Source organism: Nonomuraea sp. NPDC005650 (genome assembly GCF_040605375.1).
GTDB lineage: Bacteria > Actinomycetota > Actinomycetes > Streptosporangiales > Streptosporangiaceae > Nonomuraea.
Window position 1 is genome coordinate 220,700 of sequence record NZ_JBEXCR010000018.1, and the last position, 25,581, is coordinate 246,280.

Below are 25,581 nucleotides of genomic sequence, written 5' to 3' on the forward strand. Positions count from 1 at the left end.
GCTATCCCTCCGCGATCACGTAGGCCACGGCCACGCCCGCGTCGTGGCTGAGCGAGACGTGCCAGCGCTTGACCCCGAGGTCGTAGGCCACCTCCGCGGCCTTGCCGGTGATCCGCAGCTCGGGCTTGCCGTTCTCGTCGCGGCGCACCTCGGCCTCCAGGTGGGCCAGCCCCCTGGGCGCGCCGAGCGCCTTGGCCACGGCCTCCTTGGCGGCGAACCTGGCGGCCAGCGACCGCACCGGCAGCTCTATCTCGGCGTCGGTGAACAGCCGCTCCTTGAGCTGCGGCGTGCGCTTCAGCGCCGCCTCGAAGCGGTCGATGTCCACGACGTCAACGCCGATGCCAAGGATCATCACCCCAGCGTACTCAGAACAGGCCGCGCTCCCACGGACCCCAGATCGCGAACGACCTGCCCTGTTTGGCCTGGACGTTGACGTACAGGGTGTGGCCGCCTGGCCCGAACGTCGAGCCCGCGAACTCCGCCCCCGGGTCGTCGGCGATCGGCTCCAGGCGGCAGAAGTCGAAGATCTGCCCCGACTTCGTGAGCCCGCGCAGGTAGTTGTCGCCGTCGCCGTCCTCGCACAGCACGAGCGTGCCGCGCCTGCTGGCCGTCACGTTGTCGGGCAGGTCGAGCACCGCCGAGCGCGGCGACTCGTAGGCGAGCCTGAGCCGCCCGCTCCACGTCTCGTACGCCCACACCTGCCCCCGCCCCTTGCCGAACCCGGAGGGCGGCGTGTCGCCGGACGCGGTGGCCCCGCCCTGCGTGGAGACGAAGTACACGACGCCCTGGTGGAAGACGGCCCCCTCCAGCCGGGAGAAGATCGCCGCGCCCTGCTCGCGCCCCTGGCTGCCCACGGCCTGGACGGCCTTGTCGTAGGCGGGCCTGCCGGTGAAGGCCGGGTCGGGGTCCTCGATGTCCACCCAGGCGGTCTGGAACGTGGCTCCGGGCTGCTGCCCCACGGACAGGTCCTTGCGCTTGGCGCCCTTGACGGCGAGCATCTGCAGCCGCCCGCCGTCGAGCAGCCGCCCGGCCTGTACGGGGTGCTTCGGCGGCAGGTAGCGGTAGAAGCCGGAGGGGAAGGAGAAGTTGTCCTCGGTCATGTAGAGCGCGCCCGTGGAGGGGTCGAACGCCACCGACTCGTGCGGGAACCGGCCGGCCGACTTGATCGGCCTGGCGGTGGCGGTGCCGCTGACCGGCACCTCGAAGATGTAGCCGTGCTTGCGCGTGAGCTTGGCGTTGTCGCCGCCGGCGAAGTCGTCGGCCACGTCGGGGCCGTTGACCGTCTCCTCGCAGCTCACCCAGGCCCGCCACACCATGGGGCCGCCCGAGCAGTTCATCATGGTGCCGTTGAGCGAGGGGCCGCTCTGGATCACCTCTCCGTAGCGCGTGACGCGCAGCGTGGAGGTGCCGCCGCCGGCCATCGGGTCGTACGCCCTGGACTTGTCGCCGAACGCGCCCACGGGGCCGTTGACCTCGTGGTTGCGGATGAGGATCGCGCTGTCCTTCGGGCCGGAGAAGGCCGCCATGCCGTCGTGCCTGCCGGGCACGGCCGAGCCGTCGCTGAACTTCTCGCCGGCGGCGCTGAAGGAGCGGTATTTGAACCCCTCGGGCAGGTGCAGCCGCACCTTCCCGTCACGCAGGTCGGGCACGGGCCGCAGCCGCCCGTAGCCTCCCTGCACCGGCTTGACGCCCCCTTGCGCTCCAGCGCACGCGACCCCGGCGAAGGGGCCCGCCACGGCGATCACGTTCGTGATGAAGCGACGACGGTCCATGAGACCTCCCAGCCCTGCACAGTAGCCGCCGGCACATTCTCATACGCGTGATTCGGCAAGACTGATCTTCCTTCCCCGAACTGAGTCTCGGTAATCCCACGTCTTTATCCACAGGCTGTGGATCTCGTGGCGCACACCCGGCCATGATCCGGCTTGTCGCCCATCGCTACGCTGCCAAGGTGAACAACGGCTACGTGGAACTGAGCAGGGAGCAGTGGAGCGAGCTCCGCAAGAACACGCCCTTGACTCTCACCGCAGACGAGCTGGAAGAGCTTCGCGGCGTCGACGACCCCATCGATCTCACTGAAGTCACGGACATCTACCTCCCCCTGACCCGGCTGCTGAATCTGCATTTCACCGGGTCAAAGGAGCGCAGCAGCGTGCTGAGCGCGTTCCTCGGGCATCCGGAGCAGCGGGTGCCGTACATCCTGGGCATCGCGGGCAGCGTCGCGGTCGGCAAGTCGACGACGGCGCGGCTCCTGCACACCCTGCTGGCCCGCTGGCCCGAGCACCCGCACGTGGAGCTGATCACCACCGACAGCTTCCTCTACCCCAACGCGGTGCTGGAGTCCAAGGGGATCATGCAGCGCAAGGGCTTCCCGGAGAGCTATGACCGCAGGGCGCTGGTGCGGTTCGTGGCGGAGGTGAAGGCCGGGGCGGCTGAGGCGCACGCGCCGATCTACAGCCATCTGGAGTACGACATCGTGCCCGGAGAAACCCAAGTCGTGAAAAATCCGGATATCTTGATCATCGAGGGGCTCAACGTCCTCCAACCGGCCCCGCCCACGTCCCTCGCGGTCAACGACTACTTCGACTTCTCCATCTACGTGGACGCCAAGGTCGAGGACATCCGCACCTGGTACGTCGACCGCTTCCACAAACTCCGCCGCACCGCCTTCGAGGATCCCAAGTCGTACTTCCGGTACATCGCGGAGCTCTCGTACGACGAGGCCACGACCTTCGCGGTCAACGTCTGGCGCGACATCAACGAGCGCAACCTGGTCGAGAACATCGCCCCCACAAGGGGCCGCGCCGACCTCGTCCTCAAGAAGGGCGCCGACCACTCGGTACGGCGGGTACGGCTCCGCCAGACCTGAAAACCTCCTCGAACAGGTAGCGGGCGAACCTGCCCCCGCACTCCTGGTCGTCCACGCCGGCGAACCAGCACTCCTCGTCGTGGTCGTGGCACCGATATCGGATCATGTACGTGATCCTCACGTGATGGTGTCAAAACGCCATCAACGTCCGATGAACGACAATGGCCCTCGTGCTACATCTGCGACTGATCAGCCCGGCGGCCCGGACGGACGAGGCGACGGCGGTGTTGGAGGACTGCCCAGGCGTCACCAACATCGTCGTCCTGCCCGGCGCGGCCCGCGAGCCGGCCGGCGACGTGATCCTCTGCGACGCCGCGCGCGAGTCGGCCAACGAGGTGCTGGACCGGCTCAGTTGGCTGAAGACCGAGGGCTCCATCGCCGTCGAGCAGGTCGATCTGTCACTGTCCAGGGCCGCCGCCGACGCGGTCGAGGAGGCGCCCGGCGAGCCCGACGACGCCGTGGTCTGGGAGGAGCTCGCGCACCGGGTGTCCGCCGACTCCCGCACGACGTGGGCGTACCTGGCCTTCCTGGCCATCGCCACGCAGATCGCGGGCATCGGCATCCTGCAGAACTCCCCCATCCTGATCGTCGGCGCGATGGTGCTCGGGCCGGAGTTCGGCGCGGTCGCGGCCATCTGCTTCGGCCTGCTGCGCGGCGGCTGGCACCTGGTCATCACGTCGCTGAAGACGCTGGTCGTCGGGTTCACGCTGGCGATCGCGATCACCTTCGCCTGCGCCCTCGTCTCGAACTGGCTCGGCTGGATCGACATCGGCAACCTCACCAGGAACGAGGAGGTCCAGTTCATCGTCAAGCCGGACCGCTGGTCGTTCATCGTGGCGCTGCTCGCGGGCGCGGCCGGGGTGCTGTCGGTCACGGCGGGCAAGTCCTCGGCCCTGGTCGGCGTCTTCATCTCGGTCACCACCGTGCCCGCGGCCGGCTACCTGGCCGTCGCGCTGGCGCTGGGCGACTGGAAAGAGGTCTACGGCTCGGTCTCGCAGCTCGCGGTCAACATCCTCGGCATGGTCATCGCGGGCACGGGCACGCTGCTGGTCCAGCGGAAATTCTGGCCTCAAGTAGGACAGCGTTCATCCGTCTGAACGAGGCGGCGGCCCCGCACAGGCGGGTACGGTCGGGCACATGCACATCCTCGCCACCGAGGGGCTGACCAAGCGCTTCCCCACCGTCACCGCGGTCGACCAGCTCACGGTCGCCGTGGGGCCCGGCGTCACCGGTCTGGTGGGGGCGAACGGCGCGGGCAAGTCGACGCTGCTCAAGATCCTGCTCGGCCTGCTGCCGCCCACCGGCGGCGCGGCCAAGGTGCTCGATCTGGACGTGACCGCGCAGGGCGCCGAGATCCGCCGGCTCGTCGGTTACATGCCCGAGCACGAATGCCTCCCGCCCGACGTCTCCGCCACCGAGCTGGTCGTCCACCTCGCACAGATGTCCGGTCTGCCGCGCGCCGCCGCCCGCGAGCGCGCCGCCGACGTGCTGCGCCACGTGGGCCTGGCCGAAGAGCGCTACCGCGCCGTCGGGGGCTACTCCACGGGCATGAAGCAGCGCGTCAAGCTGGCCCAGGCCCTGGTGCACGACCCCAAGCTGATCTTCCTGGACGAGCCCACCAACGGCCTCGACCCGCGCGGCCGCGACGAGATGCTGACGCTGATCAGGCGCATCGGCACCGAGTTCGGCATCAGCGTGCTGGTCACCTCCCACCTGCTGGGCGAGCTGGAGCGCATCTGCGACCACGTGATCGTCATCGACTCCGGGCGGCTGCTGCGCTCGTCCGCGATCGGCGAGTTCACCCAGGCCACGCAGACCGTCACGGTCGAGGTCGAGGAGGGGCTGGAGCCGCTGGCCGCCCGGCTGACCGAGGCCGGCCAGACGGTCTCGCAGCAGGGCCGCCTGCTGGTGGTCAAGGTCCTCGGGCCCGAGACGTTCGACGCGATCCGGGACGCGGCCGTCGACCTGGACCTCTGCCTCATCCGCCTCGAACAGGGACGTCACCGCATCGAGGACGTCTTCAGGGAGGAGGTGGCGGGTGTCTGAGATCTACGACATCGGCTACCGCCACTACGACGGGCCCCGGCTCGGCCGCGCCTACGCGACCCGGGCGCTGACCGTCCACAGCCTGCGCGGCATCTTCGGCCTCGGGCGCACCGCCCGCAGCAAGATCATGCCGTTCTCCCTCTTCGTCATCATGCTCCTGCCGGCCGTCGTGGCCGTCGCGACGATGGCCCTGGCCCAGCAGCGCATCCTCCCCTACAGCGGCTTCGCCGTCATCATGCAGGCCGTCGTCGCGGTCTTCCTGGCCGCGCAGGCGCCCACCGTGGTCGCGCCCGACCTGCGCTACCGCGTGCTGCCGCTCTACCTGTCGCGTCCCGTCTCGATCGCCGAGTACGTGGGCGCCAAGGTCACGGCGATGACCGCGGCGCTCTTCCTGCTCGTGGCGGTGCCCCTGACGTTGATCTACGTCGGCGAGCTGGTGGTGGACATGCCCGGGCCGCCGGCCACCGGCGAATATCTCGGCTCCGTCCTCATGGCCCTGCTGCTGGCCGTGCTGCTGTCGTCGTTCGGGCTGGCGCTGGCCTCGTTCACGCCGCGGCGCGGGCTCGGGGTGGCCTCCGTGATCGCCGTCTACCTGCTGTCGTGGGCGTCGGTCCCGTTGATCTACGGGTCCCTCTACGCCTCGGGCAACGAGGCCGCCGCCTCCTGGGCCTGGCTGGCCAACCCGTTCTTTCTGGTGGACTCCGTACAGTCCTGGCTGTTCGACACCCCGCCGCATATCCCCGAAGGGGACTATCCGAGCGGCCCCGCCTCGGTCGCGATCTTCGTGGTGCTGGTGGCGCTCGCCCTGGGCGCCCTCGCGCTGCGCTACAGGAAGGCGGCCTCGCGGTGAAGATCGAGCTGTCTCAGGTTTCCCGCTGGTACGGCAACGTGGTGGCGGTCAACGACGTAACCATGACGATCGGCCCCGGCGTCACGGGCCTGCTCGGCCCCAACGGGGCGGGCAAGTCCACACTCCTGCACATGATGGCAGGCTTCCTGGCGCCGTCCAACGGCTCGGTCACGCTGGACGGCCAGCAGGTCTGGAAGAACCACCACATTTACCGAAATATCGGCCTAGTCCCGGAACGGGAGGGCGTGTATGGCTTCCTCACCGGCTGGCAGTTCGTCCTCTCGGCCGCCCGCCTCTACGGGCTGAGCGACCCGGTCGAGGCGGCCCGCAAGGCCCTGGCCACGGTCGAGATGGAGGAGCCCAAGGACCGGCGCGTGGAGACGTACTCCAAGGGCATGCGCCAGCGCGTCAAGGTGGCCGCGGCGCTCGTCCACGACCCGCCCGTGCTCCTGCTCGACGAGCCGTTCAACGGCATGGACCCCCGGCAGCGCCTCCATCTCATGGACCTGATCCGCACCATGGGCACGGCGGGCAAGACGATCCTGTTCAGCTCCCACATCCTGGAGGAGGTCGAACGGGTCGCCCAGCACATCGAGGTGCTGGTGGCGGGCCGGCACGCGGCGTCGGGCAACTTCCGCGAGATCCGGCGCCTGATGACCGACCGGCCGCACCTGTTCGTGATCCGTTCGAGCGACGACAGGAAGCTCGCCGCCGCCCTCATCCGCGACCACTCGACGGGCGGCATCACCCTCCGTCCCGACGGCCTGGAGGTCCAGGCCGCCGAGTTCCGCCGCTTCGCCTGGCTCCTCCCCCGGGTGGCCCAGGCGGAGGGCGTACACCTGCACCAGGTCTCCCCGGCGGACGAGGACCTGGAGAGCGTCTTCTCCTACCTCATCACCAGGAGCACCTGATGAACCCAGTTGTTGCCGGTATTACTTACCGCGCTCTGCTCGGCAGGCGGCGCATCATCCTGCTCCTGCTGCTGCCGCTCGCCCTGATCGGGCTGGCCGTGCTCTTCCGCGTGCTCGGCGGCGGCGACCAGCGCGGGGCCGTGGAGCTGATGCAGACGTTCGCCATCAGCACCATGCTCCCCCTGCTGGGCCTGATCGCCGGCACGGGCGTCATCGCCCCGGAGATCGACGACGGCACGATCATCCACCTGATGTCCAAGCCGATCTCCCGCCCGGTCATCATCCAGACGAAGTTCCTGGTGGCGGCCTCGCTGATGGCCCTGTTCGGCGCCGTGCCCACCTACGTGGCGGCCTGGATCCTGGCCGGCAACGAGGACGGCATCGCCCCGGGCTTCGCGCTGGGAGCCCTGGTGGCCGGCATCGCGTACGCCGCCGTCTTCCTCCTGCTGGGCGTCGTCACCCGGCACGCGGTCACGATCGGCATCATCTACGCCCTCGTCTGGGAGAGCGTGGTGGGCAACTTCATGCCGGGCGCCCGCAAGTTCTCGATCCAGCAGTGGGGTCAGACGATAGCCAAGCAGATCTCCGACTCGGCCTTCGTCAAGGCGGACGTCGCCCTGAGCTTCGCCGTACCCGCCCTGATCGTCGTCACGGTGGTCGGCGTCTTCTGGGCGGGGCAGCGGCTGCGGGTCTTCTCGCTCACCGGGGACGAATGAACGAACGGCCCGCGGGGGTCACCCCCGCGGGCCGTTCGAACAGTCGCTCAGACGCAGGCGGTGCGCACCACGCCGGCGAGGCGGTCCGCCACCTTGGTGGCGTGCTCCTCCGACGCGGCCTCGACCATGACCCGGATCATCGGCTCCGTGCCGCTCGGCCTGATCAGGACCCGGCCCGTCTCCCCCAGCTCGGCCTCCGCCTCGGCGACGGCGGCCAGCAGCTCGGGGGCGGCGGACTTGCCCTTGTCCACGTCCTTGACGTTGATCAGGATCTGCGGCAGCGGCGTCATCACCGATGCCAGCTCCTTCAGCGACACACCCGACTTGGCCACCACGCCCAGCAGATGGAGCGAGGTGAGCAGGCCGTCGCCGGTGGTGGCGTGGTCGAGCATGATGACGTGGCCCGACTGCTCCCCGCCCAGGTTGTAGCCGTCGGACTTCATCCGCTCCAGCACGTATCGGTCACCGACCGCGGTCTCCACCACGGTGATGCCCGCGTCGCGCATGGCCAGCTTGAAGCCCAGGTTGGACATCACGGTCGCCACCACGGTGTCCTTGGACAGCAGGCCCTCGCCGTGCATGGCGGCGGCGAGGATGGCCATGATGTGGTCGCCGTCGATCATCGCGCCCGTGTGGTCGATGGCCAGGCAGCGGTCGGCGTCGCCGTCGTAGGCCACGCCCAGGTCGGCCCCGCGCGACACGACCACCTGCTGGAGCTTCTCCAGGTGGGTGGAGCCGTGGCCGGCGTTGATGTTGAGGCCGTCGGGCCTGGCGCCGATGGCCTCGACCCTGGCGCCCGCCCGCACCAGCGCCTCCGGAGCCACCATGTGGGCGGCGCCGTGAGCGCAGTCGACCACGATGTTCAGCCCGTCGAGCGCGGCGTTCATCGTGGTCAGCAGGTGGGAGACGTACCGGTTGGCCTCACCGTACGCCTCACGCACCCGGCCGACGGCCGAGCCGACGGGAAAGCTCCAGTCCTCGCCCAGCCGCCGTTCGATCTCGTCCTCGACCGCGTCGGACAGCTTGAAGCCGCCGCGGGCCAGGAACTTGATGCCGTTGTCCGGCGCCGGGTTGTGCGAGGCCGAGAGCATGACGCCGAGATCGGCGCCGAGCGCGGCGGTGAGGTGGGCGACGGCCGGGGTGGGCAACACGCCGAGGCGCAGAACGTCCACACCGGACGCCGCGAGGCCGGCGACCACAGCGGCCTCGAGAAACTCTCCCGAGGCACGCGGGTCCCGGCCTACGACCGCCACCGGCCTGCTCTTGCGGCCGGCAGCGGCGAACGCGCCCGCATCGCCGAGGACGTGAGCCGCCGCGACCGAAAGGTCCATGGCGAGCTGCGCCGTGAGGTCGCGACCGGCGACCCCACGTACCCCGTCGGTGCCGAAAAGGCGCGCCAACTTAGCGCTTGCTGTACTGCGGAGCCTTGCGGGCCTTCTTGAGGCCGTACTTCTTCCGCTCCGTGGCGCGGGCGTCACGGGTGAGGAAGCCGGCCTTCTTCAGCGGCGGCCGGTTGACCTCGACGTCCAGGATCGCCAGGGCGCGGGACAGACCCATGCGCAGCGCGCCGGCCTGGCCGGTCACGCCGCCGCCGTCGATGCGCGCGATGACGTCGAACGCCTCCTCGGCGCCGAGCACCACGAAGGGCTCGTTGACGATCTGCTGGTGGACCTTGTTCGGGAAGTAAGCGTCCAGCGAACGACCGTTGATCGTCCACTTGCCAGTGCCGGGGACGATGCGCACGCGGGCGATCGCCTCCTTGCGGCGGCCGGTGCCGTACGAGTTGCCCGTGGTGACGGGCTTACGCACGGGGGCGTCGGCGCTGGCGGCGGACTCGGTGGTGTACTCGGACGGGAAGTCCTCGCTGGAGACTTCCTCCAGCTCGGCCTCGACGACGGCCGTCTCGACACCAGTGGGCTCAGCCACGGTTCTCCTCTAAATCTTTCGAACTACTACTGGGCGATCTGGGTGATCTCGAACGGCACCGGCTGCTGGGCCTGGTGCGGGTGCTCGGAACCCGCGTAGACCTTCAGCTTCTTCGCCATCTTCCGGCCGAGGGAGTTCTTCGGAAGCATGCCCTTGACGGCCTTCTCGACGGCCTTGTCCGGCCGCTTCTCCATGAGCTCGCCATAGCTGACGGAACGCAGACCGCCCGGGTAGCCCGAGTGGCGGTACGCCTTCTTCTGCTCAAGCTTGTTGCCACTGAGCGCGATCTTGTCCGCGTTGATGATGATGACGAAGTCACCGGTGTCGACGTGGGGAGCGAAGATCGGCTTGTGCTTGCCGCGGAGCAGGGTCGCGACGTGGCTGGCCAGCCGGCCCAGCACGACATCGGTCGCGTCGATGACGTACCACTGACGCTGGACGTCGGCGGGCTTCGGTGAGTACGTGCGCACGGTCGTAGCCTTCTTTATGCTCGCGTCTTCGGCGCTGTCGGATGTGACAGCTACATTTGGTCGGTCGGTGCGGGCACACGACGGCCCGGACCTTCCGTCTCCTCATCATGGGAGATGACGCCGGACGCGCCGCGCATTGGTCTCACGGACCTATGCACACAACGAACCTAAGCTACCCGCCCAAAGGCGCGCAGGTCAAAACGACCAATAGCCCGGAGCGAGTCTACCCGAACGCAGAACGGTTCGGTTTCGTTTCCCTGGGACCTCTTCATTCCCAGGACCAGACATCCCTATCGTTAGCGGCGGTATGCGGCAGAACTCTCACTCCCGGCCAACCCAGCGGGGCGCTCGGCGCCGGAATCACCTGGGGGTGCTGGCCTGCCTCATGAGCGTGCTGTTCACGGGAGTGTTGATCGGCCGGCTCACCGACGACGCCGAAACGGCCCCGCACGTCTACCTCAACGAGACCGCCCCGCCCGCGGCGGCCACCGGCAACCCCGCGCCGACGACGGCCAGGAAGGCGCAGCAGCAGGCCGAGATGATCCCCAGGGAGATCACGACCAAGAAGGTGCCCCGCGGCCGGGTCACCCCCAGGGCCACCAAGACGCCCGACGGGCAGATCGCCGGGTTCAACAGCCGGGACAACCCCGCGCTGCTCAGCGACGGCAGCGGCGGCGTGCAGATCATTCCCGGGATGGCGGCCAAGGTCGTCTCGCTGACCAACGCCGCCAGGGCCCGCCACGGCTGCGTGGCGCTCCGGGTGGACGCCGGCCTCTCCAGCTCCGCACGTACGCACGCGCTGGAGATGGCCCAGACCGGGCAGCTCGCGCACACCTCGCCCGACGGCTCGTCGCCGTGGGACCGGATGGAGCGCGCGGGCTACCGCTGGGGCGCCGCGGAGAACATCGGCGCCGGGTACAGCACCGCCGACGAGGCGGTACGCGGCTGGCTCGACAGCAGCGACCACCGCAAGAACATCCTCGACTGCGGCCTGAAGGCCATCGGCGTGGGCGTCGCGTCCGGCCCGGACGGGCCATGGTGGACCCAGGACTTCGGAACCCGATGACGCACATCACGGTAATGTCGCCGCATGGGTTTTCCCGAAGGACGTGAAAACAGCGCCCCCTATGGGATGGGGAGCGTCTTCCAGCCTGCGGGCAGACGCCGCGCTCCAAACGGTCCCGGCGCTCCGAACGGCCCCGGCGGCCCGGACGGGCCGGACGGCCCCGGCTTTTTCGGCGGCCCGACCAGCCCCGGAGGCCCTGGCGGTCCCGGTGGTCCTGGCGGTCCCGGTGGTCCCGGTGCTTTCGGCGGCCCTGGCCCCGGAGGCCCCGGCCCTGGCGGCCCCGGTGGGCCGAACGGACCTGGCGGACCGGGCGGTCCCGGCCCCGGCGGCCCCGGCTTCTTCGGCGGCCCGAGCGGCCCGAACGGTCCTGGTGGCCCCGGCGGACCGGGTGGTCCCGGCGGGCCCGGCGGTCCTGACGGCCCGGACGGCCCCGAGGACCCCGCTCCGCGCCGCTCCCGCCGCTCCCGCAAGGAGAAGGACAAGGACAAGGAGCGCGCCGCGGACGACTCCGAGCAGGAGATCAAGTCCGACAGGGCGCCCCAGAGCAGGGTCGGCTGGAGCCCCTACGACGAGGGCCCGCGCTCGCGCGCCCCGCTGTGGTTCGCCCTCGGCGGCGTGGCGGTGCTCGGCCTGCTCGGCGGCGGTCTCGCGATGATGTGGAACGCCGACAAGCCCGTCACGGCCCAGACCGCCGACACCCGCCCGACCTCGGCACCGCTCCCGTCGGCCCCGCCCGGCAAGTACGGCTTCGCGGCCGAACGGTCCACGGACCCCGAGCCGATCACGGTCAAGGAGATCTTCGGCAAGCAGAAGAAGATCTCCGTCTCGGGCCGCTCGTACGAGATGACGATCACCAGCAAGGACAAGAAGTGCGCCGACGGCGCCCTGGGCGACACCTTGAAGAAGGCGCTCAAGGACGGCAAGTGCAACCAGCTCGTGCGCGCCAGCTTCCGCGACAAGGCCGGCAAGATCATCGGCACGGTCGGCGTGGCCAACCTCAAGACCAGCAAGTGGGCGTCCAAGGTCGCCAAGTCCGGCAGCGTGAGCAACTACGTGAAGCCGCTCGCGGGCAAGGACAGTGTCACCAAACAGCTCGGCTCGGGCGCGGGCGGCGCCAGGATCTGGACGCACGGCCACTACGCGATCATGGTCTGGTTCCAGAACAAGGACGGCACGAAGCCGGACAAGAAGGGCTCCAAGCAGATCTTCGCCGCCATCAACGACATCACCAAGGCGACGGTCTTCAAGGCTCTGGACAACCGCACGCTCACCGGAAGTCCCCTCTAGCGAATCCGGCTTCATGCTCGATAAGCCCCCAAACGGGATCCCGGATCCCGCTGGGAACGCCCATACCGACATAACGATCTCGCTACTCTCGCTAGGCTCGACCTATGCGTGGCCAGGAACCCGGGTCTGAGCACGATCGCAGGGAAGCCGACGGATCGGCCGCACCAGCGACGCCACCGCCGAGCTTCGGCCAGACCAGCGGGCGAGACGTACCACCGGCGTTCGCCCCCGCCGACGAGGCGGTGAGCGGCTCTGCCGACGACGCGGCGCACAGCCCGTCCGACGACGTGGAGCCCGCCTCACCCGACGACGTGCCGCCCGCCCCACCGGGCGCGGCGGCGGACGCCGGGCAACCCGTTGTCCCCGTCCTCCGGGCGGCGCCCGAGCCCGACGAGCCGCCGGGCGCCCAGCCCTGGGAGGTGGCGGACGCCGGGGCGCGGCCCGTGGTCCCCGTCTTCCGGGCGGCGGCGCCCGAGCCCGACCAGCCGCCCGGCGCCCAGCCCTGGGAGGTGGCGGGCGACGACGCCGCGCCGTACGACTGGTACGACGACGAGTCCGAGCCGACCCGGCCGGGCGGCCTGCGGCCGCCGGCCGCCGACGCCACCCGCTCCGGCCACCCGCAGGGCGAGCCGGACGACCCCGACCGCACGATCGCCGACCGGCTGCGCACGCGGGGCGAGCAGGCGCGGGCCGAGCAGGTCCGGGCCGTGCGCCCCTGGGACTGGGACGAGCCGGAGCATGAGCTCGGCTCCTGGCCCGCCGAGCCGGTGGTGCCCGGCGCCCCGTCGTGGGAGCCGCCACCGGCGTTCACGGCCGCCGCGGCGGACATGCCGGTGTGGCCCGCGCCCCAAGGCGGCCCGCACGCCATGCCGCCCTGGCCCGCCGCCACGGGCGAGCTGGTGGCCGAGCCCGACAACGACGAGCCGGGCTCCCCCTTCGACCCCAACGCCACCAGCCCGGACGGCCTCACCCGCCCGGCCCACTACTTCGACCCGGAGGCGGCCCGCAGGGAGGCCGCCCAGCAGGCGGAGGCCAGGGCCCAGCACCCGTCCCCCGCCGACGAGGAAACCCCGCCGGACGGCTTCCTGCCGGCCCCGACCGCCGCGCCGGAGGAGGACGTCACCCGACCGGCGCTCCCCTCCTTCGGCCCCATGCCCGCCGAGCACGGCGCCCCGCCGCTCTCGCTCTCCGACCCGGCCAACCCGTCGGCCCACCCGCCGGAGCCCGGTGACGTGCCCGTCTGGCCCCCGACCCCCGCATCCGAGGCCAAGCTGCCCGATCTGCCGTTCCCCAGGGACACCTGGGGTCAGAAGCCCACCGCCCCGCTCAGCCGGCCCTCGGGAGGCAGCCCCGCGTTCCCGCCTGGAGCGTTCAAACAGGCCCCGTTCCAGACCCCGCCCCCGCCGCCGGCCCCGCCGGGCAAGAGCAGGCGGGCCCTGCTCGTCACGCTCGGCGCGCTGGCCCTGGCCGGAGTGGCGACCGGCGGCTTCTTCGCCTACCAGGCGGTCAGCTCCCCCACGCCCACCACGGCCGCCGCCCTGCCCAGCACGTCGGTCGAACCCAGCACGCAGGCTCCCGCCGCCGCCCCCTCCGACGCCCCCGACGGCACGTCCATCCTCAACTCCGAGCAGACCGACCCGCAGAAGCTGTCGCTGTCCGAGGCGTTCCCGAAGAAGAAGGTCAGCGCCGCGGGCACCACGTTCACCAGGGTCAAGGCGGCCATGGAGTCGAGCTGCGACAAGGCCGCCACAGGGGAGTTCGCGGACGCGCTGAAAGAGCAGAAGTGCGGCCGCGTGCTCAGGGCCACGTACGTCGACAGCAAGCACCGCTACGCGGTCACCACGGGCATAGCGGTCCTGCCGGACAAGGACGCGGCCATCATCGCCGACCAGTCCAAGGACCTGTCACACAACGTCTGGTTCCGCCCGCTCCCCGGCGCCGAGGGCTCGGGCGGCGAGCGCGTGAACATCGCCGGCGGCTACGCGGCGGGCATGTTGTGGGGCCGCTACATCGTCTTCAGCTACGCCACCTACGCCGACGGCCACACCCCCGAATCCAAGGACAAGGCCCTGCCCAAGGTCAGCGGGGCGTTCCGGGACCAGACCTCACTCGTCCTCGAGCGCCGCGTCACCAAGGGCTGACGGAGCCTGGTGGAGGGCGGCGGTACGCACCCGCCGGGTGGCCAGGGCCCGCGCGGCGAGCTCCGGCTCCGCCGGGTAGCCCACCTCCTCCAGGCACAGCCCGTGCGCGGGCGCGACGTGCACCCCTGAGTCCCGTACGGCCCGCGCCAGCACCTGGCCGGGCCACTCCACCGGCCGACTGCCGTCGCCGGCCGCCAGCAGCGAGCCGACCAGCGCCCGCACCATCGAGTGGCAGAACGCGTCCGCCACCACGGTCGCCACCAGCACCCCGTCGGGCTCGCGGGCCCAGTCCAGCCGCTGCAGCTCCCTGATCGTGGTGGCGCCCTCGCGCTTCTTGCAGAAGGCCGCGAAGTCGTGCTCCCCCAGCAGCCGCGCCGCCGCCGCGTTGAGCGCGCCGACGTCGAGCGACCGGTTGTGCCAGACCACCTCGCGCCGCCGCAGCGGGTCGACGCCGCCCACCGCGTCGCTCACCCGGTACGCGTACCGCCGGAACATCGCCGAGAAACGCGCGTCGAAGCCCTCAGGAGCCACGGAGACCCGATGAACCCGCACATCCGGGGTCAGGATCCCACCCAGCCGCCTGACGAGCGCAGCGAGCCGCTCGTGGACGTCCAGGGGCCCTCTGTTGCCGTCGAGCTCGGCCAGCGACTCGCCGGGCACGTCCACGTGGGCGACCTGCCCGCGCGCGTGCACCCCGGCGTCGGTACGCCCGGCCACGGTCAGCGCCGCAGGCCCGCCGAGGCGCAGGATCCTGCCGAGCGCCTGCTCGATCTCGCCCTGGACCGTGCGGCGTCCCGGCTGCCTGGCCCATCCGGAGAAGTCGGTCCCGTCGTACGCGAGGTCGAGGCGGAGCCGTACCACGATGATCCTCCTTCAATGGAAAACGGGCCCGCACCCCGCAGGGGTCCGGGCCCGTCTCGTCCGACCTGAAAGATCAGGCCTCGTCCTTCTTCGCCTCGGCGGCCGGGGCCTCCTCAGCCGCGGTCTCCGCGGCGGGGGTCTCCTCGGCGGCGGCCTCGGGGGCCTCGCTCTCCTCGGCCTTGGGGGCCTCGGTCTCCTCCGCGGCGGGCGCCGGAGCCGCGGCGGCGGCCTCGGTGCGGCGGGTCGTGACGGCGTTCAGCGGCTCGGCCACCAGCTCGATGACCGCCATCGGGGCGTTGTCGCCCTTGCGCGGACCGATCTTGGTGATCCGGGTGTAGCCACCGGGACGCTCGGCGAACGTCGTCGCGATCTCGGTGAAGAGGTGGTGCACGACGCCCTTGTCCTTGACCACGGTCAGGACCTGACGACGGTTGTGGATGTCGCCCTTCTTCGCCTTGGTGATCAGGCGCTCCGCCAGCGGGCGCAGGCGCTTGGCCTTCGTGACCGTCGTGCGGATCTTGCCGTGGCGGAACAGATCGGTGGCCAGGTTGGCCAGGATCAGCCGCTCGTGCGCCGGGCTGCCGCCAAGACGTGCACCCTTGGTGGGCTTGGGCATGGTCTTTCTCCTCTTGGATTAACCCGCCCCGGCCGTACCAGGTACCGGAGTCGGGCCGGATCGCAGTCGCTCATGCGATCCGTTGCTGTGGCCCCGCGCCATGACACCGCGCGGGGCCTTCGAAAAGCGGATCAGTACTGCTCGGTCTCGACGTACGCGCTGTCGTCGTCGTCGTAGCCGCCGCCGGCCACCGCGCTCGGGTCGAACCCGGGCGGGGAGTCCTTGAGCGCCAGCGACATCTCGTGCAGCTTCTGCTTGACCTCTTCGATCGACTTGGCGCCGAAGTTCCGGATGTCCAGCAGGTCCTGCTCGCTGCGCGCGACGAGCTCGCCCACGGTGTGGATGCCCTCGCGCTTGAGGCAGTTGTAGGAGCGAACGGTGAGGTTCAGCTCCTCGATCGGCAGCGCCAGGTCCGCGGCCAGGGCCGCGTCGGTCGGCGACGGGCCGATGTCGATGCCCTCGGCCTCGACGTTGAGCTCGCGGGCCAGGCCGAAGAGCTCGACGAGGGTCTTACCGGCGGAGGCCACCGCATCGCGGGGCTTCATGGCCGGCTTGGTCTCGACGTCGAGGATGAGACGGTCGAAGTCGGTACGCTGCTCGACTCGGGTCGCCTCGACCTTGTAGGTGACCTTGAGCACCGGGGAGTAGATCGAGTCGATCGGGATGCGACCGATCTCCTGGCCCGGCTGCTTGTTCTGGGCGGCGGAGACATAACCGCGACCGCGCTCGACGGTCAGCTCCATCTCCAGCTTCGCCTTGCCGTTGAGCGTGGCGATGCGGAGCTCGGGGTTGTGCACCTCGACACCGGCCGGCGGCGCGATGTCGGCGGCGGTGACCTCACCCGGGCCCTGCTTGCGCAGGTACATCACGACCGGCTCGTCGTGCTCGGAGGAGACGACCAGTTCCTTGAGGTTGAGGATGATGTCGGTGACGTCTTCCTTGACCCCGGGAACGGTCGAGAACTCGTGCAGGACGCCCTCGATCCGGATGCTCGTCACGGCCGCGCCCGGAATGGACGACAGCAGCGTGCGGCGGAGCGAGTTGCCGATGGTGTAGCCGAAGCCCGGCTCCAGCGGCTCGATGACGAACCGGGACCGGGTGTCGTCGATCGACTCTTCGAGAAGAGTCGGGCGCTGAGCGATCAGCATGTGGGGTCTCCCCTTTTTCGTGTGGCGCCCGCCATATGACGCCACTCCGATTAAAAAGCGTAGTCGAGGTGCGGAAATCCGCACCTCGACTCATGCTCACTTCGAGTAGTACTCGACGATGAGCTGCTCCTGGACCTGGGTGTCGATCTGCTGGCGAACCGGCAGCTGGTGAACCAGGACGCGGAGCTTCTCGGGCACGACGCCGAGCCACGCGGGAACGGTGCGCTCGCCCGCGGTCGCACGGGCGACCTCGTAGGGCAGAAGGTTGCGCTTGTTCTCGCGGACCTCGATGATGTCGTGCTCGCGAATGCGGTAGGACGGGATGTCGACCTTCTTGCCGTTCACCAGGATGTGGCCGTGGCGCACCTGCTGGCGGGCGGCGTCGCGCGACTGGGCGAAACCGGCGCGGTAGATCACATTGTCGAGACGGCTCTCCAGGATCTGGAGCAGCGCCTCACCGGTCTTGCCCGTCTTGCGGGTGGCTTCCTCGTAGTAGTTGTGGAACTGCTTCTCGAGGACGCCGTAGATGCGGCGGGTCTTCTGCTTCTCACGAAGCTGAAGCTGGTACTCGGACTCCTTGGGACGTCCGCGGCCGTGCTCACCCGGCGGGTAAGGACGGATCTCGATGGGGCACTTCGCGGACTCGCACTTGCTGCCCTTGAGGAAGAGCTTGGTCTTCTCCCGGCGGCAGAGCTTGCAGTCCGCGCCCGTGTAACGAGCCATTTGTCAGTATCTCCTGGGCGTATTCAGACGCGGCGGCGCTTCGGCGGCCGGCAACCGTTGTGCGGAACCGGGGTGACGTCCTGGATCGAGCCCACCTCGAGGCCGGTGGCCTGAAGCGAGCGGATCGCGGTCTCACGGCCGGAGCCGGGACCCTTGACGAAGACGTCGACCTTGCGCATGCCGTGCTCCATGGCGCGGCGAGCGGCGTTCTCCGCGGCCATCTGGGCGGCGAACGGGGTGGACTTACGGGAGCCCTTGAAACCCACGTGGCCGGCGCTGGCCCAGGAGATCACGTTCCCGTTGGGGTCCGTGATCGAGACGATCGTGTTGTTAAACGTGCTCTTGATGTGGGCGTGCCCGTGAGCGACGTTCTTCTTTTCCTTGCGGCGCACCTTCTTCGGCGCGCCCTGGCGGCTCTTAGGAGGCATTGTTTGCCATTACTCCTGAGGTCTTCGGTCCGCGGCTGTGGACTACTTCTTACCGGGCTTCTTCTTACCGGCCACGGTCTTCTTCTTGCCCTTGCGGGTGCGCGCGTTGGTCTGCGTGCGCTGACCGTGGACGGGCAGGCCCTTGCGGTGCCGGATGCCCTGGTAACAACCGATTTCGATCTTGCGACGGATGTCGGCCTGGACCTCGCGGCGCAGGTCACCCTCGATCTTGAAGTTCGCCTCGATGTAGTCACGCATCGGGACGAGCTCGGTGTCGGAGAGCTGGTGCACGCGGAGGTCGCCGCTGACACCGGTGGCCTGGAGGATCTCCTGGGCGCGGGTGCGGCCGATTCCGTAGATGTAGGTGAGAGCGATCTCCAGCCGCTTCTCGCGGGGGAGGTCGACGCCAACCAGGCGAGCCATGGTCGGGCATTCTCCTTCTTTGTGGCGGAGGTCTTGCGCCGCACTACCCCTCCCCAATGCCCGGGGTGAGGGCCCCGGCCTCCGACCGGGGGTCTCCAGAGCGGTTCGAGCCTTTCGAAAAAGGCCCGCCTGCTCAGGTGTGAGACGCGATTACTGACTCAGGCTCCTCATGCGTCGAGCCCGCTCCCTCAATCGGGGCGGACTCGGGGAGCCTTGCGGCGACTAGCCCTGGCGCTGCTTGTGGCGCAGGTTGTCGCAGATCACCATGACGCGACCGTGCCGGCGGATCACCTTGCACTTGTCGCAGATCTTCTTGACGCTCGGCTTTACCTTCATTGTCCTTCGTGATTCCTCAGACGTCTTACTTGTATCGGTAGACGATCCGCCCACGACTCAGGTCGTAGGGGCTCAGTTCAACGACTACCCTGTCGTCCGGCAGAATCCGGATGTAGTGCATCCGCATTCGCCCGCTGATATGGGCCAGGACCTTATGGCCGTTGTCGAGCTGCACCCGGAACATGGCGTTCGGGAGCGACTCGACCACAGTGCCCTCGATCTCGATGGCGCCGTCTTTCTTGGCCAAGATTCCTCGCGTTTCACTGATCGATCGTCTGAGGCTCCGGTTCACTAAGCAGCCGCGACCTCACGCTTCGAAGAGAGCGGCGACCGGCAACGATCGCCGACGCGTGATAGTCATAGTGAGCCGACTAAGGAGTGTACGACACCTGAGCCTAAAACGCGAAACGCGTGCCAGGTGTCCTGACACAACCAGAGAAGAGTCTACCCCACATTCATCGGCCTTCGAGCCATCCCCGAATGCGGAAGGCCCGCCGAGGGAGAGATCCCGGCGGGCCCTGTTCCAGTGGGTCGAGGTCCTAGTAGATGCGGTGCTCCGGACCGCAGTACTTGAACGCGCCGCCCCAGCAGGTGTAGGTGTACAGCTTCTTGATGCCGAACTTCGACCAGGTCGCCTGGTACGAGCCGTCCCAGGCCTGGACGAACTTGTGCCACTGGCCGCCGGAGTAGTACTTGAACCACACGTACCCCTTCTTCGGCGTGAACTCCTTGCCGTACCAGTGGGTGTAGACCTTGCCGTTCTGCTTCCAGGTCTTGCCGTACGTGTAGGCCTTGTGGTTGCTCGAGTAGTACTTGCCCCAGCTGCTGATCGACGTGACCGTCGACTGGGTGGCGGTGGCCGCCTGGGCGGCGGGGGCGACGGCGAGGCCGGTGACGGCGATCGAGCCGGCGAGGGTGGCGGCCGCAAGCATCTTGCGCATTTGGGTTCCTCCGTGAGTCGTGCTTCCCGACACAGCTCACGTTAGGAATCCAGACATATCCGTACTGCGCACGAATGCACACAGTGCACTAGTGCACACAGCCCTACTTGTGCTTCTTCTGCTGGTCTCCGAAGACGGTGCTGACCAGCAGGATGACCCCCCACGGGCCCATGACCCACAGCGGCCAGGGGTAGATCAGGTCTCCCGACGTGATGCTCACGATCAGCCAGATCACCCAGTTGATGCCGCTGGCCGCGGCCCAGGCGCTCCAGGCCGCCCGGATGCCGGGATGCGCGCCGGCGCGCTTGGCGGGGCTGTTCTGCGGCACCACGGCGGGCCGGTTGCGCAGGTCGACGTCGGGCAGGTCGACCGTCAGCCTGGCCAGCTCTCCGTACGTCTTGCTCTTGTACAGCTCTTCGAGCCGCTCGTTGAACTCGTCCATCGTGATGCGGCCCTGCGCGGTGTGCTCACGGAGGATGGCGGCGACGCGGTCACGATCACCGTCGGAGGCTCGCATCTCGGGGCTGTTCGCCATCCCACCCACTCCCGGGGGTCAGTTCTGCGGTTGGGCCAGGCGCTCTTTGCCACCGTCCAGGGCGGTCAGCACCCAAGGACCATTATGTGTCACGGCGACGCTGTGTTCGAAGTGTGCGGACTGCTTGCCGTCGATCGTCACCACGGTCCACTCGTCGGCCAGCACGCGGGTCCGCTCGGTGCCCAGGTTGACCATGGGCTCGATGGCCAGGCACATGCCCTCTTCCAGCACCGGGCCGCGGCCGGGCCGGCCGTGGTTGGCGATCCAGGGGTCCATGTGCATCTCGGTGCCGATGCCGTGCCCACCGTACTCCGGGGGGATGCCGAAGCGGCCCTGCGACTTGACGTACCGCTCCACCTCGTAGCCGATGTCGGACAGGTGGCGGCCGACCCGCAGCGCCGCGATGCCGCGCCACATGGCCTCCTCGGTGATCCGCATCAGCTCGGTGAGCTTCGGGTCCACCTCGCCGATCGGGACCGTGACGGCCGAGTCGCCGTGCCAGCCGTCCAGGATCGCGCCGCAGTCGATGGAGATGACGTCGCCCTCGCGCAGCTTCCTGGCGTCGGTCGGGATGCCGTGCACCACCTCGTCGTTCACCGACGCGCAGATCGTCGCGGGGAAACCCTGATAGCCCTTGAACGACGGGATCGCGCCCTCGTCCCTGATCGCCTTCTCGGCGATGACGTCGAGGTCGAGCGGCGTCATGCCGGGCTCGACCGAGCGCTTGAGCAGGTCGAGCGTGCGCCCGACCACCAGGCCCGCCGCCCGCATCTTCTCCAGCTGCTCTGGCGACTTGATCTGAATGCCGTGTCTGTTCCTTTTGAACATCTTCTGCCCCCCTGGGTCTCAACGGGCCACTATGGGGGCCCAATTCCCCCCACAATAGCCGCGAGGTGGCACGGAAACCCGTGCCACCTCCGCAAATCGCTCGTAGCCGGAGCTAACCCATGTACGGGCGGATCGCATCCATGGCCCGCTGGGTGACCTCCTCGACCGGGCCCGTGGCGTCGACCCCCACGAGGATGTCCTCGTCGGCGTAGTAGGAGACCAGCGGTGCCGTCTGCTCCTGGTAGACCTCCAGGCGGTGCCGGACGGTCTCCTCCTTGTCGTCGTCACGCTGGAAGAGCGCGCCCCCGCACGCGTCGCATTTGTCGTCCTTCTTGTCGTCGAACTCGACGTGCCAGATGCGGCCGCACTGGCTGCAGGTGCGCCGGCCGGCCAGCCGCCTGACCACCTCGTCGTCGTCGACGACGAGCTCGAGTACGAGGTCGAGCGCCTGGCCCCAGTCCTTGAGCATGTCGCGCAGGATCTCCGCCTGCGCGACGTTCCTCGGGAAGCCGTCGAGCAGGAACCCGTCCTGCGCGTCGTCCTCGGACAGACGGTCACGGACCATGGCGATGGTGACCTCGTCGGGCACCAGGTCACCACGGTCCATGTACGTCTTGGCCAGCTTGCCAAGATCCGTGCCTCCCGAAACGTTGGCACGGAAGATGTCACCTGTCGAGATCTTCGGGATGGACAGGTTCGATGCGATGTACTGGGCCTGTGTCCCCTTACCCGCTCCGGGGGGCCCGACCAGAACGAGACGCACTACCGCAGGAAACCTTCGTAGTTACGCTGCTGGAGCTGGCTCTCGATCTGCTTAACGGTGTCAAGGCCGACGCCTACCATGATCAGAATGCTCGTCCCTCCGAACGGGAAGTTCTGGCTCGCACCGGACACCGCAAGCGCGACGATCGGGACCATGGCGATCAGACCCAGATAGAGCGAGCCCGGCGCGGTCAGACGAGTGAGCACGAAGTTCAGGTATTCAGCCGTCGGCCTGCCAGGACGGATGCCCGGAATGAAACCACCGTACTTCTTCATGTTGTCGGCGACTTCAGTGGGGTTGAACGTGATGGACACGTAGAAGTACGTGAAGAAGATGATCAGCAGGAAGAACGTGGTCATGTAGATCGGCGTGTCGCCCGTGGCCAGGTTCTGCGAGATCCAGCGGATGAACGCGTTGTCCGTGCTCTGGAAGAGCGACGTCAGCAGCTGCGGCAGGTAGAGCAGCGAGGAGGCGAAGATGACCGGGATGATGCCGGCCTGGTTGACCTTCAGCGGGATGTAGGTGGACGTGCCGCCGTACATCCGGCGCCCGACCATCCGCTTGGCGTACTGGACCGGGATGCGCCGCTGTGCCTGCTCGACGAAGACCACCGCGGCGATCATGAAGATGCCGACGACCATGACGACCGTGAAGGTGAACTTGTTCGCCTGGAAGATGTTGGCCAGCTCGGACGGGAAGACCGCGACGACCTGGGTGAAGATCAGGATGGACATGCCGTTGCCGACGCCGCGGTCGGTGATGAGCTCACCGAGCCACATGATCACGGACGTACCGGCGGTCATGATGACCACCATCGTCACGATCTGGAAGATGTTGTCGGGGTCGAGCAGCACGTCCTGCTGGCAGTTCGGGAACAGCTGCCCGGTGCGGGCCAGCGCGATGAAGGCGGTGGACTGCAGGATGGCAAGACCGATGGTCAGATAACGCGTATACTGCGTGATCTTGGTCTGGCCTGCCTGTCCCTCCTTCTTCAGCGCCTCAAGTCGCGGAATGACGACGACGAGCAGCTGGAGAATGATGCTCGCGGTGATGTACGGCATGATGCCCAGCGCGAACACCGAAAGTTTCAGGAGCGCACCACCACTGAACAGCTGCACCATCCCGTAGATGTTGCCGGCGGCTCCGTTACGGGCCTGCTCGAAACAGGCCGCGAGGTTCTGGACGTGAACTCCCGGAGTCGGAAGAACCGAGCCGAGACGGAAAAGCGCGATGATGCCCAGGGTGAAGAGCAACTTCTTGCGCAGGTCCGGTGTCCGGAACGCCCGGGTAAACGCGGTCAGCACGGTCCCTCCTGCGCGCCTTTACGGCGGTGTGAGTATGCGATGGTGCAGGGATCTGACATCTGTGTCTTAGGTCAAACGAGTCGGTCAGAAGCCTGCCGTCTCGCGAACTCTAACGCACTACGGGCGTGGGGGCATTTGTCAAAGCCCCCACGCCTCGTAATAGCTCTTACAGCTCGGTAACGGAGCCACCCGCAGCGGCGATCTTCTCCTTCGCGGTGGACGAGAAGGCGTGAGCCTGAACGTTCACCGAGACGGAGATCTCGCCGGTGCCGAGCACCTTCACGAGCTGGTTCTTGCGGACGGCGCCCTTGGCGACCAGCGCCTCGACGGTGACCTCGCCACCCTCGGGGAACAGCTCACCGAGCTTGTCCAGGTTGACGACCTGGTAGGTCGTCTTGAACAGGGCGTTGGAGAAGCCCTTGAGCTTCGGCAGACGCCTCTGCAGCGGCACCTGGCCACCCTCGAAGCCGAGGGGGACCGTCGTACGGGCGTGGCTGCCCTTGGTGCCGCGACCGGAGGTCTTGCCCTTCGACGCCTCGCCGCGACCCTTGCGGATCTTGGCCTTGTTGGCGCCGGGGGCGGGACGCAGGTCGTGAATCTTGAGCGGAGCCTTGTCAGTCATGACTAGTCGACCTCTTCCACCTCGACGAGGTGCGTCACCACGGAGACCATCCCGCGAATCTCGGGCCGGTCCTCCTTGACGACGACGTCGCCGATTCGCTTCAGGCCAAGCGAACGCAGCGAGTCACGCTGGTTCTGCTTGCCACCGATCTTCGAGCGAACCTGAGTGATCTTCAGGCGTGCCATGACTAGCTCACCGCCTTCGCGGCCGCCGCCTCGGCGAGACCCTCACGCTGAGCCTTCAGCATGCGGGCCGGAGCGACGTCCTCGATCGGCAGGCCACGGCGGGCGGCGATCTCCTCGGGGCGCGAGAGGCCCTTCAGAGCCGCCACGGTGGCGTGCACGATGTTGATCGGGTTGTCGGAGCCGAGCGACTTCGACAGCACGTCGTGGATGCCCGCGCACTCCAGCACCGCGCGCACCGGGCCGCCGGCGATGACGCCGGTACCGGCCGAGGCCGGACGCAGGAAGACGACGCCGGCCGCCTCCTCGCCCTGCACGGTGTGCGGGATGGTGCCCTGGATCCGAGGCACCTTGAAGAAGTGCTTCTTGGCCTCTTCGACGCCCTTGGCGATGGCCGCGGGCACTTCCTTGGCCTTGCCGTAGCCGACGCCGACCAGGCCGTTGCCGTCACCGACGATGACGAGGGCGGTGAAGCTGAAGCGACGACCACCCTTCACGACCTTGGCCACTCGGTTGATCTTCACTACGCGCTCGATGTACGAGACGCCCTTGTCGGCGGCGCCACCGCGGCGATCGTCACGACGGTCCCGCCGCTCGCCACCGGTGCCGCCACCGCGACGCGGAGCTGCAGCCATCAGTGGTTCCTCTTCTCAGTTGCCATCAGAATTCGAGCCCGCCTTCGCGGGCGCTGTCCGCCAGAGCCGCGATGCGGCCGGCGTAGCGGTTGCCACCGCGGTCGAACACGACAGCGGTGATCCCGGCTTCCTTGGCCCGCTGAGCGAGGAGCTCGCCGACCTTCTTCGCCTTCTCGGTCTTGTCCGCCTCGAGCACGCGCAGCGAGGGGTCCATGGTGGACGCGCTCACCAGCGTGTGGCCGACGGTGTCGTCCACGATCTGGACGAACATGTGACGGGTCGAACGGTTGACGACCAGGCGCGGACGCGCGGTCGTGCCGACGACGTTCTTGCGGACGCGGCGGTGACGGCGGGCCCGCGAGACGGTGCGGGCAGCCGTGTGCTTGCTGAACGCAGTCTTCGGAGCCATGCCTACTTACCAGCCTTTCCGACCTTGCGGCGGATCTGTTCGCCCTGGTAGCGCACGCCCTTGCCCTTGTACGGGTCAGGCTTGCGCAGCTTGCGGATGTTGGCCGCGACCTCGCCGACCTTCTGCTTGTCGATGCCGTCCACGTGGAACACGGTCGGCTTCTCGACGCGGAAGGTGACGCCCTCGGGGGCGTCGACGATGACCGGGTGACTGAAGCCCAGCGAGAACTCCAGCTGCGTCGGACCCTTGGCCAAGACGCGGTAACCGACGCCGACGATCTCCAGGGACTTGGAGTAACCCTGGGTGACACCCTGCACCATGTTGGCGATGAGCGTCCTCGACAGGCCGTGCAGCGCACGGACCTTGTTCTCGTCGTTGGGCCGGGAGACGGCGACGGAGCCGTCTTCGTCGCGAGCGACCGTGATGGGCTCGGCGACCTTGTGACTGAGCGTGCCCTTCGGGCCCTTTACCTGGACTTCCTGGCCGGTGATCGTGATGTCCACGCCGCTGGGCACAGGGATGGGCAGCCGTCCGATTCTCGACAT

General features: G+C 68.6%; 32 protein-coding genes. 9 read left to right on the plus strand and 23 right to left on the minus strand.

Translation table 11 applies throughout. The features are described from left to right. Position 1 precedes the first annotated feature (1 nt). Together ABZS69_RS30385 and ABZS69_RS30390 are read right to left on the minus strand one after the other, a co-directional pair. A complete protein-coding gene (locus ABZS69_RS30385; RefSeq protein WP_355378566.1) occupies positions 2-352 on the minus strand; it encodes a holo-ACP synthase in 351 nt (116 codons plus the stop codon). A 13-nt stretch (positions 353-365) separates the two neighbouring features. Beyond that, positions 366-1,772 carry an alkaline phosphatase PhoX gene (locus tag ABZS69_RS30390; RefSeq protein WP_355378568.1) on the minus strand — a complete coding sequence of 469 codons (1,407 nt, stop codon included), beginning with the start codon at positions 1,770-1,772 and terminating at the stop codon, positions 366-368. A 194-nt stretch (positions 1,773-1,966) separates the two neighbouring features. Here ABZS69_RS30390 and coaA point away from each other — a divergent pair, with 194 nt between their 5' ends. The 6 genes from coaA to ABZS69_RS30420 all read left to right on the plus strand — a co-directional run bounded on the left by coaA (position 1,967) and on the right by ABZS69_RS30420 (position 7,392). Further along, positions 1,967-2,869: a type I pantothenate kinase gene (gene coaA / locus ABZS69_RS30395; RefSeq protein ID WP_355378629.1), complete on the plus strand. Its 903-nt coding sequence runs from the start codon at positions 1,967-1,969 to the stop codon at positions 2,867-2,869. A 161-nt stretch (positions 2,870-3,030) separates the two neighbouring features. Beyond that, complete coding sequence (locus ABZS69_RS30400) at positions 3,031-3,966, plus strand: DUF389 domain-containing protein (RefSeq protein WP_355378570.1); 936 nt, start codon at positions 3,031-3,033, stop codon at positions 3,964-3,966. Between the two features lie 40 nt (positions 3,967-4,006). Continuing rightward, positions 4,007-4,915 (plus strand): ABC transporter ATP-binding protein, encoded by a 909-nt coding sequence (locus tag ABZS69_RS30405; RefSeq protein ID WP_355378572.1) that lies wholly within the window; start codon positions 4,007-4,009, stop codon positions 4,913-4,915. Continuing rightward, positions 4,908-5,765: an ABC transporter permease gene (locus tag ABZS69_RS30410; protein WP_355378574.1), complete on the plus strand. Its 858-nt coding sequence runs from the start codon at positions 4,908-4,910 to the stop codon at positions 5,763-5,765. The genes ABZS69_RS30405 and ABZS69_RS30410 overlap by 8 nt, the downstream gene beginning before the upstream one ends. Then, the gene (locus tag ABZS69_RS30415) at positions 5,762-6,676 is read left to right on the plus strand and encodes an ABC transporter ATP-binding protein (protein WP_355378576.1); all 915 of its coding nucleotides are present in this window, start codon (positions 5,762-5,764) and stop codon (positions 6,674-6,676) included. The genes ABZS69_RS30410 and ABZS69_RS30415 overlap by 4 nt, the downstream gene beginning before the upstream one ends. Continuing rightward, complete coding sequence (locus tag ABZS69_RS30420) at positions 6,676-7,392, plus strand: ABC transporter permease subunit (RefSeq protein WP_355378577.1); 717 nt, start codon at positions 6,676-6,678, stop codon at positions 7,390-7,392. Before ABZS69_RS30415 ends, ABZS69_RS30420 begins: the two co-directional genes overlap by 1 nt. Before the next feature lie 47 nt (positions 7,393-7,439). Here the strand turns inward: ABZS69_RS30420 and glmM are convergent, their stop codons facing one another. Genes glmM through rplM form a run of 3 tightly spaced genes read right to left on the minus strand, consistent with a single transcriptional unit; the run spans position 7,440 to position 9,788 of the window. Beyond that, positions 7,440-8,792, minus strand: a complete 1,353-nt coding sequence (gene glmM / locus ABZS69_RS30425; protein ID WP_355378579.1) for a phosphoglucosamine mutase — start codon at positions 8,790-8,792, stop codon at positions 7,440-7,442. Position 8,793: 1 nt separating this feature from the next. After that, the gene (rpsI, locus tag ABZS69_RS30430) at positions 8,794-9,318 is read right to left on the minus strand and encodes a 30S ribosomal protein S9 (protein WP_355378581.1); all 525 of its coding nucleotides are present in this window, start codon (positions 9,316-9,318) and stop codon (positions 8,794-8,796) included. 26 nt (positions 9,319-9,344) lie between these two features. Further along, the gene (rplM, locus tag ABZS69_RS30435; RefSeq protein ID WP_192789911.1) at positions 9,345-9,788 is read right to left on the minus strand and encodes a 50S ribosomal protein L13; all 444 of its coding nucleotides are present in this window, start codon (positions 9,786-9,788) and stop codon (positions 9,345-9,347) included. Between the two features lie 385 nt (positions 9,789-10,173). Between rplM and ABZS69_RS30440 the strand changes: the two genes are divergently transcribed. From ABZS69_RS30440 to ABZS69_RS30450, 3 genes are all read left to right on the plus strand, one after another. Beyond that, complete coding sequence (locus ABZS69_RS30440; protein ID WP_355378582.1) at positions 10,174-10,854, plus strand: CAP domain-containing protein; 681 nt, start codon at positions 10,174-10,176, stop codon at positions 10,852-10,854. A gap of 24 nt (positions 10,855-10,878) precedes the next feature. Further along, positions 10,879-12,141: a hypothetical protein gene (locus ABZS69_RS30445; RefSeq protein ID WP_355378585.1), complete on the plus strand. Its 1,263-nt coding sequence runs from the start codon at positions 10,879-10,881 to the stop codon at positions 12,139-12,141. A gap of 104 nt (positions 12,142-12,245) precedes the next feature. Beyond that, entirely contained in the window at positions 12,246-14,282 is a 2,037-nt protein-coding gene (locus ABZS69_RS30450) for a hypothetical protein (protein ID WP_355378587.1), read from the plus strand. On the opposite strand, the gene truA is transcribed toward ABZS69_RS30450, so the two are convergent. From truA to rplF, 18 genes are all read right to left on the minus strand, one after another. After that, positions 14,247-15,143, minus strand: coding sequence for a tRNA pseudouridine(38-40) synthase TruA (gene truA, locus ABZS69_RS30455; RefSeq protein ID WP_355378590.1), 897 nt, complete (start codon positions 15,141-15,143; stop codon positions 14,247-14,249). The two genes, ABZS69_RS30450 and truA, sit on opposite strands and share 36 nt — an antisense overlap. A gap of 73 nt (positions 15,144-15,216) precedes the next feature. Further along, positions 15,217-15,759: a 50S ribosomal protein L17 gene (gene rplQ, locus ABZS69_RS30460; RefSeq protein WP_355378592.1), complete on the minus strand. Its 543-nt coding sequence runs from the start codon at positions 15,757-15,759 to the stop codon at positions 15,217-15,219. A gap of 131 nt (positions 15,760-15,890) precedes the next feature. Then, positions 15,891-16,907 carry a DNA-directed RNA polymerase subunit alpha gene (locus ABZS69_RS30465; protein WP_103960866.1) on the minus strand — a complete coding sequence of 339 codons (1,017 nt, stop codon included), beginning with the start codon at positions 16,905-16,907 and terminating at the stop codon, positions 15,891-15,893. 96 nt (positions 16,908-17,003) lie between these two features. After that, complete coding sequence (rpsD, locus tag ABZS69_RS30470; RefSeq protein WP_355378595.1) at positions 17,004-17,630, minus strand: 30S ribosomal protein S4; 627 nt, start codon at positions 17,628-17,630, stop codon at positions 17,004-17,006. Positions 17,631-17,653: 23 nt separating this feature from the next. Then, positions 17,654-18,058 carry a 30S ribosomal protein S11 gene (gene rpsK, locus ABZS69_RS30475; RefSeq protein ID WP_020542285.1) on the minus strand — a complete coding sequence of 135 codons (405 nt, stop codon included), beginning with the start codon at positions 18,056-18,058 and terminating at the stop codon, positions 17,654-17,656. Positions 18,059-18,100: 42 nt separating this feature from the next. Continuing rightward, on the minus strand, positions 18,101-18,481 hold the full coding sequence (rpsM, locus tag ABZS69_RS30480; protein ID WP_125644650.1) for a 30S ribosomal protein S13: 381 nt from the start codon (positions 18,479-18,481) through the stop codon (positions 18,101-18,103). Positions 18,482-18,703: 222 nt separating this feature from the next. After that, a complete protein-coding gene (gene rpmJ, locus ABZS69_RS30485; protein ID WP_003956441.1) occupies positions 18,704-18,817 on the minus strand; it encodes a 50S ribosomal protein L36 in 114 nt (37 codons plus the stop codon). A gap of 25 nt (positions 18,818-18,842) precedes the next feature. After that, positions 18,843-19,064 carry a translation initiation factor IF-1 gene (gene infA / locus ABZS69_RS30490; protein ID WP_012887858.1) on the minus strand — a complete coding sequence of 74 codons (222 nt, stop codon included), beginning with the start codon at positions 19,062-19,064 and terminating at the stop codon, positions 18,843-18,845. A 292-nt stretch (positions 19,065-19,356) separates the two neighbouring features. Continuing rightward, a complete protein-coding gene (locus tag ABZS69_RS30495; RefSeq protein ID WP_355378598.1) occupies positions 19,357-19,758 on the minus strand; it encodes a hypothetical protein in 402 nt (133 codons plus the stop codon). Positions 19,759-19,861: 103 nt separating this feature from the next. Then, positions 19,862-20,293, minus strand: a complete 432-nt coding sequence (locus ABZS69_RS30500; protein ID WP_355378601.1) for a DUF1707 domain-containing protein — start codon at positions 20,291-20,293, stop codon at positions 19,862-19,864. 18 nt (positions 20,294-20,311) lie between these two features. Beyond that, a complete protein-coding gene (map, locus tag ABZS69_RS30505) occupies positions 20,312-21,121 on the minus strand; it encodes a type I methionyl aminopeptidase (protein WP_355378603.1) in 810 nt (269 codons plus the stop codon). 112 nt (positions 21,122-21,233) lie between these two features. Next, complete coding sequence (locus ABZS69_RS30510) at positions 21,234-21,884, minus strand: adenylate kinase (protein WP_355378605.1); 651 nt, start codon at positions 21,882-21,884, stop codon at positions 21,234-21,236. Further along, positions 21,884-23,188 carry a preprotein translocase subunit SecY gene (gene secY / locus ABZS69_RS30515; protein WP_355378607.1) on the minus strand — a complete coding sequence of 435 codons (1,305 nt, stop codon included), beginning with the start codon at positions 23,186-23,188 and terminating at the stop codon, positions 21,884-21,886. Before secY ends, ABZS69_RS30510 begins: the two co-directional genes overlap by 1 nt. 166 nt (positions 23,189-23,354) lie before the next feature. Further along, complete coding sequence (rplO, locus tag ABZS69_RS30520) at positions 23,355-23,810, minus strand: 50S ribosomal protein L15 (protein WP_355378608.1); 456 nt, start codon at positions 23,808-23,810, stop codon at positions 23,355-23,357. 2 nt (positions 23,811-23,812) lie between these two features. After that, positions 23,813-23,995 (minus strand): 50S ribosomal protein L30, encoded by a 183-nt coding sequence (rpmD, locus tag ABZS69_RS30525; RefSeq protein ID WP_080043226.1) that lies wholly within the window; start codon positions 23,993-23,995, stop codon positions 23,813-23,815. A 2-nt stretch (positions 23,996-23,997) separates the two neighbouring features. Further along, a complete protein-coding gene (gene rpsE, locus ABZS69_RS30530; protein ID WP_349446692.1) occupies positions 23,998-24,627 on the minus strand; it encodes a 30S ribosomal protein S5 in 630 nt (209 codons plus the stop codon). 25 nt (positions 24,628-24,652) lie between these two features. Beyond that, complete coding sequence (gene rplR / locus ABZS69_RS30535) at positions 24,653-25,036, minus strand: 50S ribosomal protein L18 (RefSeq protein ID WP_350730991.1); 384 nt, start codon at positions 25,034-25,036, stop codon at positions 24,653-24,655. 2 nt (positions 25,037-25,038) lie between these two features. After that, on the minus strand, positions 25,039-25,581 hold the full coding sequence (rplF, locus tag ABZS69_RS30540) for a 50S ribosomal protein L6 (RefSeq protein ID WP_355378609.1): 543 nt from the start codon (positions 25,579-25,581) through the stop codon (positions 25,039-25,041).

Excerpts from the sequence above, each read along its gene's own strand:
- rplF (WP_355378609.1), bottom strand. The coding sequence starts at position 25,581 with ATGTCGAGAATCGGACGGCTGCCCATCCCTGTGCCCAGCGGCGTGGAC.
- ABZS69_RS30445 (WP_355378585.1), top strand. The coding sequence starts at position 10,879 with ATGGGTTTTCCCGAAGGACGTGAAAACAGCGCCCCCTATGGGATGGGG.
- map (WP_355378603.1), bottom strand. The coding sequence starts at position 21,121 with ATGTTCAAAAGGAACAGACACGGCATTCAGATCAAGTCGCCAGAGCAG.
- ABZS69_RS30405 (WP_355378572.1), top strand. The coding sequence starts at position 4,007 with ATGCACATCCTCGCCACCGAGGGGCTGACCAAGCGCTTCCCCACCGTC.
- rpsK (WP_020542285.1), bottom strand. The coding sequence starts at position 18,058 with ATGCCTCCTAAGAGCCGCCAGGGCGCGCCGAAGAAGGTGCGCCGCAAG.
- rplQ (WP_355378592.1), bottom strand. The coding sequence starts at position 15,759 with ATGCCCAAGCCCACCAAGGGTGCACGTCTTGGCGGCAGCCCGGCGCAC.
- rpmJ (WP_003956441.1), bottom strand. The coding sequence starts at position 18,817 with ATGAAGGTAAAGCCGAGCGTCAAGAAGATCTGCGACAAGTGCAAGGTG.
- rpsD (WP_355378595.1), bottom strand. The coding sequence starts at position 17,630 with ATGGCTCGTTACACGGGCGCGGACTGCAAGCTCTGCCGCCGGGAGAAG.
- rplO (WP_355378608.1), bottom strand. The coding sequence starts at position 23,810 with ATGACTGACAAGGCTCCGCTCAAGATTCACGACCTGCGTCCCGCCCCC.
- rpsE (WP_349446692.1), bottom strand. The coding sequence starts at position 24,627 with ATGGCTGCAGCTCCGCGTCGCGGTGGCGGCACCGGTGGCGAGCGGCGG.
- rpsM (WP_125644650.1), bottom strand. The coding sequence starts at position 18,481 with ATGGCTCGCCTGGTTGGCGTCGACCTCCCCCGCGAGAAGCGGCTGGAG.
- ABZS69_RS30465 (WP_103960866.1), bottom strand. The coding sequence starts at position 16,907 with ATGCTGATCGCTCAGCGCCCGACTCTTCTCGAAGAGTCGATCGACGAC.
- rpmD (WP_080043226.1), bottom strand. The coding sequence starts at position 23,995 with ATGGCACGCCTGAAGATCACTCAGGTTCGCTCGAAGATCGGTGGCAAG.
- ABZS69_RS30495 (WP_355378598.1), bottom strand. The coding sequence starts at position 19,758 with ATGCGCAAGATGCTTGCGGCCGCCACCCTCGCCGGCTCGATCGCCGTC.
- ABZS69_RS30450 (WP_355378587.1), top strand. The coding sequence starts at position 12,246 with ATGCGTGGCCAGGAACCCGGGTCTGAGCACGATCGCAGGGAAGCCGAC.
- ABZS69_RS30385 (WP_355378566.1), bottom strand. The coding sequence starts at position 352 with ATGATCCTTGGCATCGGCGTTGACGTCGTGGACATCGACCGCTTCGAG.
- ABZS69_RS30420 (WP_355378577.1), top strand. The coding sequence starts at position 6,676 with ATGAACCCAGTTGTTGCCGGTATTACTTACCGCGCTCTGCTCGGCAGG.
- ABZS69_RS30440 (WP_355378582.1), top strand. The coding sequence starts at position 10,174 with ATGAGCGTGCTGTTCACGGGAGTGTTGATCGGCCGGCTCACCGACGAC.
- ABZS69_RS30500 (WP_355378601.1), bottom strand. The coding sequence starts at position 20,293 with ATGGCGAACAGCCCCGAGATGCGAGCCTCCGACGGTGATCGTGACCGC.
- ABZS69_RS30390 (WP_355378568.1), bottom strand. The coding sequence starts at position 1,772 with ATGGACCGTCGTCGCTTCATCACGAACGTGATCGCCGTGGCGGGCCCC.
- ABZS69_RS30400 (WP_355378570.1), top strand. The coding sequence starts at position 3,031 with ATGGCCCTCGTGCTACATCTGCGACTGATCAGCCCGGCGGCCCGGACG.
- rplR (WP_350730991.1), bottom strand. The coding sequence starts at position 25,036 with ATGGCTCCGAAGACTGCGTTCAGCAAGCACACGGCTGCCCGCACCGTC.